Genomic DNA, 14,244 nt, shown 5'->3' on the forward strand with positions numbered 1-14,244 from the left:
AGGTACAGGGCTTTTCAAATCAGCAGCTAAAGCTTTGCTTTGCTTTGCTTTGCTTTGCTTTGCTTTGCTTTGCTTAACCTACCCAGACACGGGCGTTACGGAACATCCGCATCCAGGCACCATCTTCCTGCCATTCATCCGGCGCCCAGCTATTGGTTACGCTACGGAAAACCCGCTCAGGGTGCGGCATCATAATGGTTACACGACCATCCTTACTGGTAACACCGCCAATACCGGCCGGAGAACCGTTCGGGTTTGCCGGATACTGTTCAGTGACCTGACCGTAGTTATCCACATAACGCAGTGCAACTGCCTCGGAACCGTTCAGATTGTCAAAATGCGCTTGGTCAGCAAACTCAGCACGGCCTTCACCGTGTGCGATTGCGATTGGCATCTGCGAACCTTCCATGCCTTTCAGGAATACAGACGGGCTTTCCTGCACTTCAACCATAGCAACACGGGCTTCAAACTGTTCAGACATGTTACGTACGAAGTGTGGCCAGTGATCTGTACCCGGAATCAGCTCATGAAGATTAGACAGCATCTGACAACCGTTACAGATACCCAGTGCGAATGTATCTTCACGCTCGAAGAAGTTCTTGAACTCTTCACGGGCACGGGTATTAAACAGGATAGACTTAGCCCAACCCTCACCGGCACCCAGTACGTCACCGTATGAAAAACCACCGCAGGCAACCAGGCCTCTGAAGTCAGCCAGTGTTACCCGGCCTTCCAGGATATCGCTCATGTGAACATCCACAGAAGCAAAGCCGGCACGGTCGAAAGCAGCTGCCATTTCGATATGGCCATTAACACCCTGCTCGCGGACAATTGCCACACGCGGACGTTCACCGGACGCATTCACTTGCGCAGCAACATCTTCATTCTGATCAAAACTCAGCTTGGCATTCAGACCCGGGTTTTCAGCATCCAGCAGCACATCATATTCCTGCTGTGCACATTCTGAGTTATCCCGCAGAGACTGCATCTGATAAGAAGTTTCAGCCCACCAGCGCTGCAGCTGAATACGGGATGCAGAGTAAACCGCTTCATCATCAAAGCTGAACTGCAGCATGTCATCCGGATTCAGGGAACCGATCACCTTAGCGCAATCACCCAGACCGGCAGCATTCAGTTCTGTCAGAACAGTTTGCAGATCATCACGCTTAACCTGAATAACCGCACCCAGTTCTTCAGCATACAGAGCCGCTGCGAATTCAGAACTGTCAGCCGCCAGCAGATCCAGATTAATATCCACACCGGTACGGCCGGCAAATGCCATTTCAGCGACGGTTGTGAATAAACCACCATCTGCACGGTCATGGTAAGCCAGTAGCAGCCCCTGCTTGTTCAGTTCCTGAACAGCGCTGAAGAAAGCAACCAGCTGCTGAGCATCATCAACATCCGGTACATCCTGGCCCACTTCGTTATATACCTGCGCCAGCGCAGACAGACCCAGACGGTTCTGGCCATTACCCAAATCCAGCAGGATCAGATCGGTCTCACCCTGATCAGTCTTCAGCTGTGGGGTCAGTGTCTTACGTACATCTGTTACCGGTGCGAAACCGGTAATGATCAGAGATGTAGGTGCCGTCATTGACTTAGCTTTACCTTCATCTTCCCAGACTGTACGCATAGACATCGAGTCTTTACCCACAGGAATGGTAATCCCCAGTTCTGGACACAGCTCCATACCCACCGCACGCACGGTGTCATACAGTTTTTCATCTTCACCCGGATGACCGGCAGCACACATCCAGTTTGCAGACAGCTTGATATCAATAATATCGTCGATCTGTGCAGCCGCTAGGTTGGTCACGGTTTCGCCCACAGCCATACGGCCAGACGCTGGGGAATCAACCAGTGCCAGCGGGGTACGCTCACCCATCGCCATTGCTTCACCGGCATAAGTATCATAAGCAGACGTTGTAACCGCACAATCCGCAACAGGTACCTGCCACGGGCCAACCATCTGATCACGGACAACCTGACCGGTAATCGAACGGTCACCAATGGTGATCAGGAAAGACTTAGACGCGACTGCAGGCAGTTTCATAACACGCTCAGCAGCATCTTCCAGATTAATCTCTGCACTGTTAAACGCCGGAACACTGTAAGCAACACGCTCTACGCTACGGTGCATTTTTGGTGGCTTACCGAACAGCACTGACATGGGCAGATCAACCGGCTTATTTTCGAAGTGAGTATCACCCAGGGTCAGGTGTTTCTCTTCGATTGCAGTACCAACGACTGCATACGGGCAACGCTCACGGGCACAGATCGCTTCAAAACGCGCCATGTCCTGCGGCTCAACCGCCATAACATAACGCTCCTGCGCTTCGTTACACCAGATAGCCAGTGGTGACATGCCCGGCTCATCATTGTTGACGTTACGCAATTCAAAATCACCGCCGCGGCCACCATCTTTCACCAGCTCAGGGAAAGCATTTGACAGACCACCGGCACCCACATCGTGGATAAAGGCAATCGGGTTAGCGTCACCCAGTTGCCAGCACTGATCGATAACTTCCTGACAACGGCGCTCCAGCTCAGGGTTATCACGCTGTACGGATGCAAAATCCAGATCTTCTGAAGAACTGCCGGAAGACATAGAAGAAGCAGCACCGCCACCCAGACCGATCTGCATTGCAGGTCCGCCCAGACAGATCAGTTGTGCACCAACAGGAATCTCACCCTTATCAACGTGTTCACCACGGATATTACCGTAACCACCGGCAATCATAATTGGCTTGTGGTAACCGCGCATTTCTTCGCCGGCAGCACCGTTCACCTTCTGCTCGAAAGTACGGAAATAACCATTCAGTGCAGGGCGGCCAAATTCATTGTTAAACGCAGCACCACCAATCGGGCCATCCAGCATAATATCCAGTGCGCTTACGATACGCTCCGGCTTGCCGTAATCAGACTCCCAAGGCTGTTCGAAACCAGGAATTTTCAGATCGGATACGGTAAAACCTGTCAGACCTGCTTTTGGCTTGGAACCTTTACCGGTCGCACCTTCATCACGGATCTCACCACCGGAACCGGTGGCCGCACCGGCATGTGGCGCAATCGCTGTTGGGTGGTTGTGGGTTTCAACCTTCATCAGGATGTGAATATCTTCCTGATTCGCTTCATACTGCTTAGTTTCCGGGTTCGGAAAGAAACGGCCAGCCTTGCTGCCAACCATTACTGCCGCGTTATCGGAATATGCTGACAGGATATTTTCACCGCCCAGCTCATTGGTGTTACGGATCATCGCGAACAGCGACTTATCCTGTGCTTCACCGTCAATATCCCATGAAGCATTAAAAATCTTGTGACGGCAGTGTTCAGAGTTTGCCTGTGCAAACATCATTAACTCAACATCACTTGGGTTACGCTTAAGCTCAACAAAGCTGGCAACCAGGTAATCAATTTCATCTTCAGCCAGTGCCAGACCCAGTTCAGTATTCGCAACAACCAGGGCTTCACGGCCACCGCCAATGATATCCACCACAGTCAGCGGGGCAGGCTCTTCATTGCGGAACAGAACATCGGCTGCTGCCACATCATCCAGTACAGCTTCAACCATACGGTCATGTAATGCTGCTTCAACAATTGCCAGTTGCTCCGCCGTTAACGGCGCTTCAGACTGAACATAGTACGCAACACCACGCTCCAGTCGCTTAATCGCTGACAGGCCGCAGTTTTTGGCAATATCTGTCGCCTTACTGGACCACGGAGATATCGTGCCGGGACGAGGCACAACTAAAACCAATTGACCTGAAGGCTCTTCCACTTTAGCTTTAGGGCCGTAGCGCAGAATTCGCTCCAAAATTGTGTGCTCTTGCTCAGACAAGTCTTGGTGCAGATCAGCAAAATGCATGAACTCACCGTAAATCGCCGTTACCTGGCTGAGTTGGGATTGCAGGACGGACAGCAGCTTATCATGACGAAAAGCAGAAAGAGCAGGCGCTCCACGCAGTACTAGCATGTTAGTATCGAGCCTCTTGAGTATGCCTAACAGGTATGTATGAAGTAGGAGAAATCTAAGGCCGCATTTTACTGAAATCGCCACTCCGGCGCCATCAATAAGGGCCATTATTATTATGCGAACGCGAATTTTTTTCCTCAGAGAAGTGTTCTTTATCACTACCATACTGGCGGTCATCGGCTGGCTATTCCTGGCGAACCTCACAACGGACAATCAGTTAGAGGCCATTCAGAAAACCGGCGTCCTGAAAATTGTTACCCGTAATACCCCAACCACCTATATATCAGACAAAGATGGCAAACCCGCTGGCTTCGAATATGACCTGGCCAAAGCATTTGCAGATGAAATCGGTGTGGAAATTGAACTGGTCATTCCCGACAGTTTCGGTGACATATTCCCGGTCATTAAAAACCATAAGGCCCACATTGCAGCCGCCGGACTTACCATTACGGAATCCAGAGAAGCAGAGTTCAGTTTTGCCCAGCCTTACGCCTACAGCACACCCACACTCATTTACCGGGTCACCCAGGGCCAGAAAAAACCGATATCTCTGAAAGATCTTGAAGGCAAATCCATCGAGGTGCTCGCCGACAGCAGCCATTCGGAAATCATGCAGAAACTGAAAGCAGAATTCCCCGGTATTACCTGGCAGGAAAACAGTACTGGCAACATCACTGAACTGCTGGACGACGTATACAACAAGAAATATCGCTACACAATTTCAGACGATATTGTATTTAACGCCCAAAAATCTTTTTTTCCCGGGCTGAAAACAGCTTTCTCCATGGGTAAATCCGAACCCATTGCCTGGATGGTCGCCAAACAAAATGACCAGAGCCTTCTTAATGCATTGGAAACATTTTTCTCAAAACCGGAAACCAAACAGCTGGTCACTGAACTGCAGGATAAGTATTTTAACCGGGAAAACACCCTTACTTATGTAGACATTGAAACCTTCAAACGGGATATGCGCACCCGCTTCTGCAAGCTTGAGCAGTACTTTTATATGGCCGAGCAGGAAACAGACATCGACTGGCTGCTGCTTGCAGCCATTGCCTATCAGGAATCCCACTGGAACCCCAAAGCCGTCTCTCCGACAGGGGTAAAAGGGATCATGATGCTCACCAACGCGGCAGCGAAGGAAGTCGGCGTTGAAGACCGCACCGATCCGATACAGAGCGTGCTCGGCGGTGCGGAATATCTCACCCGGGTAATGAAAAAAATCCCTGAGCGTATTCAGGGCGATGACCGAATCTGGTTTGCACTGGCAGCCTATAACGTCGGTTATGGCCACCTGGAAGACGCCCGGATTCTTACCAGCCGCGCGGGGAAAAATCCTGATTTATGGGAAGATGTTAAACAATTTCTGCCATTACTGACCCAGCCAAAATACTATAAAACCGTAAAACGTGGTTACGCCAGAGGCTATGAGCCGGTTATCTATGTTAAAAACATCCGGCAGTACTACGATCTGATCCTCTGGCAGCAGCAACTTGCAGAAATCGAAGCCAGTAAACCTGAACCAACGCCAGCTGAAAACGAAGGTGAAATTGTCATGCCCGGTAATCCGGAGGATAGTGATCCAAACCTGGATATTACGCCTCCCTCGGCACAGGCCAATCCCCCTGAATCCGGCATAGAAGCACAGGTTTTGCCCATAGCTAAGCCGGCTATAGAGCTTCACAAAAGCGAATAAAAGACTCCACATAACCTCCAAAGGCGATTAAAATGTGATCGATTTTTGCACTTTAATCGCTGTCTCCCTGTTTTTATTCAGCTTTTTTAACCCTAACCGAATTTTCCTGTGCTCATGGCTTTATCACTAGACACTTTATTTGCCCCATCACGTCAGATTTTATGGCATAAATCCGCCCTGAGAACCGCAATTTTGGGCTGCCTGCTAATTAATTTTCAAACGGCAAATGCAGAATCAGCTGTCGCAACCGGAGGCTTCACCCTGCCTGCTCAAAGCCTTAGCCAGCCGATCATTTCAGGCCAGCAGGAAGAGGCATCTGATGCACTGACTGACAGCACTAAAAAACTGCTGTCTGGCCTCAGTAAACAACTGACAATTGATAACAGCACCGGCACGATCCCTGTTGATTCAGCTGCGGAAGAAAGACAGGTTGTCAGCAACACTAAGACATCATCTGAAAAAGCAGCCATCGCTGATGCAGGGAATTCACTGCCAGCCCCCGAAGCGGCTGACGCACCATCCGGGACGGTAGGAAATAAAGATACTTCGGAGGGAGATAAAACGGTTACTGCTTCTGTAACACTGAAACAGCCGGCCCTCACAGAAACACCGGTCAGTACAGGAACGGCTCAGCACGCTAACAATAACACTCTGAAAGGTGATGCAAAAAAACTGCTTAGCCAGGCCGCTATTGAAGCGAAAATCAACAACGAACATAACGCACCGATACTGCCTTCCATGATCAGTGCGACTGCTCCAATGCAAGAAAGTATCAGCCAGGTTCATCAACCTGCTTCTACCCAGGCGACACAACCGAAAACTCAACCTCTGGACAGCAACGCACTGGAGCAGGCAACCAAAGCCTCCCCAACAGAAGCACTGTCAGAATCCCCCTTGCCGGACCGTTATCAGCTCAGCCAGGAAGACTACACACCCCATCCAGACGTAACCGATATCTGTACCAAGATCGGCAACAAACTCAGCAGTGTTTCAGTTAAAGAATGTCTGGATCTGGAGTTTATATCTCCCCGTTTTTACTCAAACAACGGCGAGCTAATCCTGGAAAAACATTACCCGGCATCACCGGATACAGAAACGCCGGTCAAAATTCTCTTTATCGGTGGCATCCATGGTGATGAATACTCAAGTATCAGCGTTACCTTCAAATGGCTGAAGACACTGGATGAAAACCACAGCGGCGCCTATGACTGGCATTTTCTGCCGCTGGCAAACCCTGACGGTCTGTTACAGAAGCGCGCCACCCGGGTGAACGCCAATAAAGTAGACCTCAACCGAAACTTTATCCCGGCTAAAGCGGCTGTTGATCCGATACAGCACTGGCAGACTTATGCTAAAAAACGTCCCCGTTACTTCCCGGGCCACAAACCGCTGAGTGAACCGGAATCACAGGCGATTCATACCCTGATCGATGAATTAAAACCGGACGTCATCGTATCGGTACACGCACCACACGGCATTCTCGATTTTGACGGCAGCATTAAGCCGCCGCGAAAACTGGGTCCACTTTACCTTAAGCAACTTGGAACCTATCCAGGATCCCTCGGAAACTATGGCTGGTTTGTGAAAAGCATTCCGGTGATGACGATTGAATTGAAACACGCGGGTATCATGCCGAAAAAAGCAGAAATTTCCCGCATGTGGACTGATCTGATCAGCTGGGTCGAACAGCGCACTAACGGCAAGAACAGCCTGCTGGCACGCCGCACTGACACGGCGCAGTAAATATCACTCACCTCCAGCGCGTTCAGCCTGCTGCTTTGCGCGCTTAGCGGCTTTTTTCTCTTCACGGCGGCGCTGAAAAAATGCACTGATACAGCCACTGCAATTTTCAGCCATTACTCCACCCAGATATTCCACCCGGTAATTCATCCAGGGCTGATCAAGCACCTGCCCGTTACTGACTATCGCACCGGCTTTAGGCTCGGTTGCACCAAATACCAGCCGCTTAACACGGCTATGTACAATCGCTCCCGCACACATAGTACATGGCTCAATGGTCACATAGAGTGTGGCATCCACCAGCCGGTAATTAGCAACATTTGCTGCTGCATCCCTCAAAGCAATAATTTCTGCATGGGCGCAGGGATCGTGCCCGGAAATAGGCTGATTCCAGCCTTCCCCAAGTATTTCACCGTCACGGACAACCACCGCCCCCACAGGCACCTCACCTCTTTCAGCAGCTTTATCTGCCAGCTGAAGCGCATAAGCCATCCACTTTTCATCTTCTTCAGATGCAGTCATCAGTACCTCTGTATATTGCAATCACACCCGACACAAAAAAGCCCGCTAAAGCGGGCTTTTTCAGAGTTAACGGGAAATTATTCCCACTCAATGGTCGCCGGCGGCTTAGAGCTTACATCGTAAGTCACACGGGACACTTTTGGTATCTCGTTAATGATGCGGCTGGACACAGTCTCCAGCAGCTCATATGGCAGATGCGCCCAGCGAGCTGTCATAAAGTCGATGGTTTCAACCGCACGTAACGCAATGACGTATTCATAACGGCGACCATCACCCACGACACCCACGGATTTAACCGGCAGGAATACCGCAAAAGACTGGCTGGTTTTGTGGTACCAGTCAGCGGCATGCAGCTCTTCCAGGAAGATAGCATCGGCTTCACGCAGGATATCCGCGTATTCTTTCTTAACTTCACCCAGAATACGAACACCCAGACCCGGGCCCGGGAACGGATGACGGTAAACCATATCGTATGGCAGACCCAGCTCAAGACCGATCTTACGGACTTCATCTTTGAATAGCTCACGCAGTGGCTCAACCAGCTCAAATGCCATGTCTTCCGGCAGACCACCTACGTTGTGGTGGGACTTGATGACGTGTGCCTTACCGGTTTTAGCAGCCGCAGACTCAATTACATCCGGGTAAATAGTACCCTGAGCCAGGAAATTAACATCCTTCAGCTTCGCCGCTTCTTCGTCAAAGACTTCAATGAAGGTATTACCGATAATCTTACGCTTAGTTTCCGGGTCTGCTTCACCTTTCAGACGACCCAGGAACAGATCTTCAGAATCGGAACGGATAACCTTAACGCCCATATTCTTACCGAACATGTCCATTACCTGATCACCTTCGTGCTTACGCAGCAGGCCATTATCTACGAATACACAGGTCAGCTGATCGCCAATCGCTTTATGCAACAGGGCCGCTACAACAGAGGAATCAACACCGCCGGAAAGACCCAGCAATACTTTCTGATCACCCACCTGTTCGCGAACACGGGCAATCAGATCAGTAATGATATTTTCAGCCGTCCACAGCGCTTCACAGTCACAGATTTCCTGAACGAAACGCTTCAGCATCCGTCCACCCTGCTTGGTGTGGGTAACTTCTGGGTGGAACTGCACGCCAAAGTAATTCTTCGCCGGGTGACACATCGCAGCAATCGGTGCACTTTCAGTGCTGGCGATCACATGGAAGCCATCAGGCAGTTCGCTAACCTTGTCACCGTGGCTCATCCATACATCCAGCAGTAAAGAACCATTGTTGGCAATATGGTCTTCAATGCCTTCGAACAGACGGCTCGGGCTGTCTTCCAGACGAACTTTAGCGTAGCCAAATTCACGCTTATCGGAGGTAACAACGGCACCGCCCAGCTGTTCAGCCATGGTCTGCATACCATAGCAAATACCTAGGATCGGTACGTTCAGATCAAAAACGGCCTGTGGCGCCCGCGGAGAGTCGCCCTCGGTAACTGATTCCGGGCCACCCGCCAGGATAATCCCTCGCGGATTGAATTCGGTAATTGCGGCGTTATCCATATCGTAAGGATAAATTTCACAGTAAACACCGATCTCACGAATACGACGCGCAATCAGCTGCGTGTACTGTGAGCCGAAATCGAGGATTAAAATCCGTTGTGCATGAATATCTTGGGACATTTCGATGACTCCAAAGGAATCTCTACAAGTGTTGTAGCTTGTTAAAAACAAAAGTGGGATAGCCGAAGCCATCCCACCTACTGGTATTTTTCTGGTCGCGAATTATCCAACCCGGTAATTCGGCGCCTCTTTAGTGATGCTCACATCATGGACATGGCTTTCTGCCATACCGGCGTTCGTAATGCGTACAAACTCCGGTACCGAGCGCATGGTGGTGATATCGGCACTGCCGGTATAACCCATGGAAGCCCGCAGACCACCCATCAGCTGATGCACGACACCGCCCATCGGACCTTTACAGGCCACCCGGCCTTCAATACCTTCCGGTACAAGCTTTTCAGCACCCTGCGCAGCGTCCTGGAAATAACGGTCAGAAGAACCGGTGGTCTGAGCCATCGCACCCAGCGAGCCCATACCACGATAAGACTTATATGCACGGCCCTGGAACAGTTCAACATCACCCGGTGCTTCATCAGTACCGGCCAGCATTGACCCCACCATCACAGCAGATGCACCGGCAACAATCGCCTTGGACAAATCACCGGAGAAACGGATACCGCCGTCTGCAATACACGGTACGCCGTACTCTTCCAGCGCCGCTGCAACATTAGCAACTGCACTGACCTGAGGTACACCCACACCGGCAACAATACGGGTAGTACAGATAGAGCCCGGACCGATACCGACTTTAACACCGTCTGCACCAGCCTTCGCCAGCGCAACAGCAGCGGCAGCCGTCGCAATGTTACCGCCAATTACCTGAACGTTCGGGAAGTTTTTCTTCACCCAGGCAACACGGTCAATAACACCTTTGGAGTGACCGTGAGCAGTATCAACAATGATCACGTCAACTTCAGCATTTACCAGCGCTTCAACACGTTCAGCGGTATCTGCACCGGTACCTACAGCCGCACCAACAATCAGACGACCTTTCTCGTCTTTAGCTGCATTCGGATGCGTCTGCGCTTTGTTCATATCTTTTACTGTCATCATACCACGCAGACCAAAGCTGTCATCAACAACAAGGATCTTTTCAATGCGGTGCTTGCGCAGCAGGTTACGTACGTCGTCAGGATCAACACCTTCCTTAACGGTAACCAGACGGTCTTTCGGCGTCATGATAGACGCAACGGTTGCATCCAGCTTGTGTTCAAAACGTGCATCACGGCTGGTAACAATACCCACCAGATCACCGTTATCCACAACAGGGAAACCGGAGAACCCAACCCGTGCACTCAGCGCGTTCAGCTCACCAACGGTCATATCAGACGTACAGGTAACAGGATCACTGACCACACCCGCCTCGTACTTCTTCACGCGGCGAACTTCGTCAGCTTGCTGATCAATCGTAAGGTTTTTATGGATGATACCGATGCCGCCTTCCTGTGCCATCGCAATGGCCAGGCGGGATTCCGTAACAGTATCCATCGCTGCGGAAGCCAAAGGAATATTCAATTCAATCCCTTTGGTCAGGCGAGTCTTAAGTGACACGTCCTTAGGCAGAACTTCGGAATAACCAGGAACCAAAAGAACATCGTCGAAAGTAAGTGCTTCTTCAGCAATTCGCAACATAGTGAGGGCGTGCCTTTATTCTGTATATAAAGAAGGCACGGGATTATAGCCTTTTACAACTGTGGCGACAATTAATACCGGGTGAAAAAACGCAGTTTTCACGACTATTTTTTTACGCTCAGACGCAGACTCTGCAAAGCCCTTAAATAAGCGTTCTGAATAGTTTACTATCGCGCCATGCAAAGCAACCAAACTCCCCCCGCATTTACCGTCAGCGAGCTTAACAATGAAGTTAAATCGCTGCTGGAAAGCAGCTTCAGAATTATTCAGGTTGAAGGTGAACTCTCTAACTTTGTTCGCCCCGGCTCAGGTCACTGGTATTTCACGCTGAAAGACAGCGGCGCTCAGGTACGTTGCGCCATGTTTAAGAACCGCAATCACTACCTGAATTATCAGCCGAAGAACGGTGACAAGGTCCGTGTGCGCGCCAAAGTCAGCCTGTATCCGGGCCGTGGTGATTACCAGTTAATCTGTGATTACATGGAAGATGCCGGCATCGGCTCTTTACAGCAGGCCTATGAAGCCCTGAAACTGCAGCTTCAGCGTCAGGGGCTGTTCGATCAGTCTCATAAAAAGACCTTACCGCTCCAGCCAAAACGTCTTGGGATTATTACTTCCCCAACCGGTGCCGCGGTCCACGACATTCTGACTGTCTTACAGCGCCGCTTTCCCTCATTACCGGTTAATATTTATCCGGCCCGGGTACAGGGCAATGAAGCGACCGATGAAATCGTTGCTGCCATTGAAACCGCTAACAGTCATAACACCTGTGATGTTCTGATTGTGGGCCGCGGGGGCGGATCCCTTGAAGACCTTTGGTGTTTTAACGAAGCCAGAGTTGCCGAGGCGATTTTTAACAGCCGTATTCCGGTTATCAGCGCGGTCGGCCATGAAACAGATGTATCAATTGCAGATTTTGTCGCCGATGTCCGTGCACCGACGCCATCAGCAGCTGCCGAGATTATCAGCCCTGACCAGGCACATCTTCAACTGCGTCTGCAGCAACTGCACAACAGGCTGCAACATAATATGCAGCAGAAACTGAGTCGCTATCAGGAAAAGCTCCGCTGGATCAGCAACCGCCTGAAACATCCGGGTGACAAACTCAATGAACACGCCCAAAGGCTGGACGATCTGGAATTACGCCTCAGTAAAGCGATGCAGCAAGCCGTCACAACCCGGCAAGATAAACTGCAGCAACTGCAACAGCGGCAACAACGCTGCCTGCAACAGCCCCGGATCAGTGCTTTACAGCAAAAAGTAAACGAGTTGGGCCATCGGCTGGAACAGCTGAGCCTCCAGTACCAGGCACGGCAGCAGTTACGTTTACAGGCGATTGCCGGGCGCCTCAATGGTGTGAGTCCTCTGGCTACCCTTGAACGGGGTTATGCCATTACTGAACGCCCCGACGGTAAGGTTATTCAGCAGGTAAAAGCCGTCAACCCGGGGGAAGAAATCCACATCCGTTTACAGGATGGACGGATTCGAAGTCAGGTGACCGAGGTCATACCGGACCTGCTCTGATACGGCCAGCCATAGCGTTTAACCGCGGAGTTTGCTAGTCTTGGCCGCCTTAATGAATCATCAATTGATCGAGTCTCATGTCTGAACTAAAACTAGAAACCACTGAACAAATCGCCAGCTACGGTATCGGCCGTCAAATGGGCGACCAACTGGCCAACAACAGCTTTGAAGGCGTTTCCCTGAACGCAGTTGTTACCGGCATCCAGGACGCTTTTGAAGGCGCTGAACTGAAAGTTGCCGGCGAACAGATCCAGGCAGCATTCAACGAAATCCAGAAGCGTATGCAGGAAGAAGCTGAAGCAGCGGCTAAAAAAGCAGCGGCTGAAGGTGAAATCTTTCTGGAGAAAAACTCTCAGCGTGAAGAAGTATTCGTTACTGATTCCGGCCTGCAGTACGAAGTTATTGAAGCGGGCAGCGAAGAAGGTGAAAAGCCATCCCGTGAGTCTACCGTTCGCGTTCACTACCACGGCACTTTCACCGACGGTAAAGTATTCGACAGCTCTTACGAGCGCGGTCAGCCTGCTGAATTCCCTGTTGGCGGCGTAATCGCTGGCTGGACTGAAGCTCTGCAGTTAATGACTCCGGGCAACAAATGGCGTCTGTACGTACCGTATCAACTGGCTTACGGTGCGCAGGGCTCTCCGGGCGGCATCCCTCCATATGCCACTCTGATCTTCGACGTTGAGCTGCTGGCTGTTCTGTAACGGAACAGGCCTGTTAAGCACAATGACTAAGCCGATGCCTGCATCGGCTTTTTTACGGTTATGTAAAAGAGGATACACCCATGCAACTTCACGTGAATATTCAGGGCCAGGGCGAACCGCTGATCATTCTGCACGGTTTATTCGGCACTCTGGAAAACTGGGGCAGCCAGATAAAAGTTCTGGCCGAGCAATACCAGGTGTATGCGGTGGATTTGCGTAACCACGGCCGTTCTCCTCATAGCGATGAAATGACTTATGCCGCCATGGCTGATGACATTGCTGAATTGATGGACAATCACGGCCTGCAAAGCGCCCATATTCTGGGACACTCCATGGGCGGAAAAGCAGCCATGCAACTGGCCCTCACACAACCGGAACGTATCCGGCAACTGATCATCGTTGACATCGCGCCGGTACAGTACAGCCACGATCATGACACGGTTATTCAGGGGCTGAAGTCTGTCAGACTGGATACGGTTACCTCACGGCGGGAAGCGGAGCAACAACTGGCAGAACAGGTGACTGACACCGGCCTGCGGCAGTTCCTGCTGAAAAACCTTTACCGCAGTGAAAATGGCTTTGCCTGGCGAATGAATCTGGCGGTTATTGAAAGCCAGTATGCCAATATCAGTGCGCCTCCTGAAGGAAACACCTATCAGGGCAATACACTGTTTATTAAAGGCGGACAGTCGGAATACATTACCCTTGAACACAAGGATGCGCTGTTACAGTACTTTCCGGCGGCGTCTTATAAAATTATTCAGAACGCTGGCCACTGGCCCCATGCGGAAAAACCGGCGGCTTTCAGTAAACTGGTGCTGAATTTCCTGCAGGAAAATAACTAAGAGCTTT

The 14,244-nt window shown here is 50.8% G+C and carries 9 protein-coding genes; 5 read left to right on the top strand and 4 right to left on the bottom strand.

The window, feature by feature from the left end:
• Positions 1 to 73: 73 nt before the first annotated feature.
• Entirely contained in the window at positions 74 to 3,976 is a 3,903-nt protein-coding gene (gene purL / locus JYB63_RS20185; protein ID WP_205659738.1) for a phosphoribosylformylglycinamidine synthase, read from the bottom strand.
• Positions 3,977 to 4,091: 115 nt separating this feature from the next.
• Here purL and mltF point away from each other — a divergent pair, with 115 nt between their 5' ends.
• Both mltF and JYB63_RS23435 read left to right on the top strand, forming a co-directional pair.
• Positions 4,092 to 5,672 carry a membrane-bound lytic murein transglycosylase MltF gene (gene mltF, locus JYB63_RS20190; RefSeq protein ID WP_205659739.1) on the top strand — a complete coding sequence of 527 codons (1,581 nt, stop codon included), beginning with the start codon at positions 4,092 to 4,094 and terminating at the stop codon, positions 5,670 to 5,672.
• Between the two features lie 192 nt (positions 5,673 to 5,864).
• Positions 5,865 to 7,415, top strand: coding sequence for a M14 family zinc carboxypeptidase (locus JYB63_RS23435; protein ID WP_243432090.1), 1,551 nt, complete (start codon positions 5,865 to 5,867; stop codon positions 7,413 to 7,415).
• A 3-nt stretch (positions 7,416 to 7,418) separates the two neighbouring features.
• Here the strand turns inward: JYB63_RS23435 and tadA are convergent, their stop codons facing one another.
• From tadA to guaB, 3 genes are all read right to left on the bottom strand, one after another.
• Positions 7,419 to 7,934, bottom strand: coding sequence for a tRNA adenosine(34) deaminase TadA (tadA, locus tag JYB63_RS20200; RefSeq protein WP_205659740.1), 516 nt, complete (start codon positions 7,932 to 7,934; stop codon positions 7,419 to 7,421).
• A gap of 77 nt (positions 7,935 to 8,011) precedes the next feature.
• Complete coding sequence (guaA, locus tag JYB63_RS20205; protein WP_205659741.1) at positions 8,012 to 9,592, bottom strand: glutamine-hydrolyzing GMP synthase; 1,581 nt, start codon at positions 9,590 to 9,592, stop codon at positions 8,012 to 8,014.
• 102 nt (positions 9,593 to 9,694) lie between these two features.
• On the bottom strand, positions 9,695 to 11,164 hold the full coding sequence (gene guaB / locus JYB63_RS20210) for an IMP dehydrogenase (protein WP_205659742.1): 1,470 nt from the start codon (positions 11,162 to 11,164) through the stop codon (positions 9,695 to 9,697).
• 177 nt (positions 11,165 to 11,341) lie between these two features.
• On the opposite strand from guaB, the gene xseA reads away from it, so the two are divergent.
• The 3 genes from xseA (at position 11,342) to JYB63_RS20225 (ending at position 14,237) form a co-directional block, all read left to right on the top strand.
• Entirely contained in the window at positions 11,342 to 12,688 is a 1,347-nt protein-coding gene (gene xseA / locus JYB63_RS20215; RefSeq protein ID WP_205659743.1) for an exodeoxyribonuclease VII large subunit, read from the top strand.
• Between the two features lie 77 nt (positions 12,689 to 12,765).
• A complete protein-coding gene (bamJ, locus tag JYB63_RS20220; RefSeq protein ID WP_205659744.1) occupies positions 12,766 to 13,392 on the top strand; it encodes a BamJ family beta-barrel-assembly machinery protein in 627 nt (208 codons plus the stop codon).
• An 80-nt stretch (positions 13,393 to 13,472) separates the two neighbouring features.
• Positions 13,473 to 14,237 carry an alpha/beta fold hydrolase gene (locus tag JYB63_RS20225; protein ID WP_205659745.1) on the top strand — a complete coding sequence of 255 codons (765 nt, stop codon included), beginning with the start codon at positions 13,473 to 13,475 and terminating at the stop codon, positions 14,235 to 14,237.
• The last annotated feature ends 7 nt before the right edge of the window (positions 14,238 to 14,244 follow it).

This window comes from Aliamphritea spongicola, assembly GCF_017051665.1.
In the GTDB taxonomy this organism is placed as follows: Bacteria; Pseudomonadota; Gammaproteobacteria; order Pseudomonadales; family Balneatricaceae; genus Amphritea; species Amphritea spongicola.

Bases quoted from the DNA above. Each gene is read 5' to 3' on its own strand.
- mltF (WP_205659739.1), top strand. From the start codon at position 4,092: ATGCGAACGCGAATTTTTTTCCTCAGAGAAGTGTTCTTTATCACTACC.
- guaA (WP_205659741.1), bottom strand. From the start codon at position 9,592: ATGTCCCAAGATATTCATGCACAACGGATTTTAATCCTCGATTTCGGC.
- guaB (WP_205659742.1), bottom strand. From the start codon at position 11,164: ATGTTGCGAATTGCTGAAGAAGCACTTACTTTCGACGATGTTCTTTTG.
- purL (WP_205659738.1), bottom strand. From the start codon at position 3,976: ATGCTAGTACTGCGTGGAGCGCCTGCTCTTTCTGCTTTTCGTCATGAT.
- tadA (WP_205659740.1), bottom strand. From the start codon at position 7,934: ATGACTGCATCTGAAGAAGATGAAAAGTGGATGGCTTATGCGCTTCAG.
- bamJ (WP_205659744.1), top strand. From the start codon at position 12,766: ATGTCTGAACTAAAACTAGAAACCACTGAACAAATCGCCAGCTACGGT.
- JYB63_RS20225 (WP_205659745.1), top strand. From the start codon at position 13,473: ATGCAACTTCACGTGAATATTCAGGGCCAGGGCGAACCGCTGATCATT.
- xseA (WP_205659743.1), top strand. From the start codon at position 11,342: ATGCAAAGCAACCAAACTCCCCCCGCATTTACCGTCAGCGAGCTTAAC.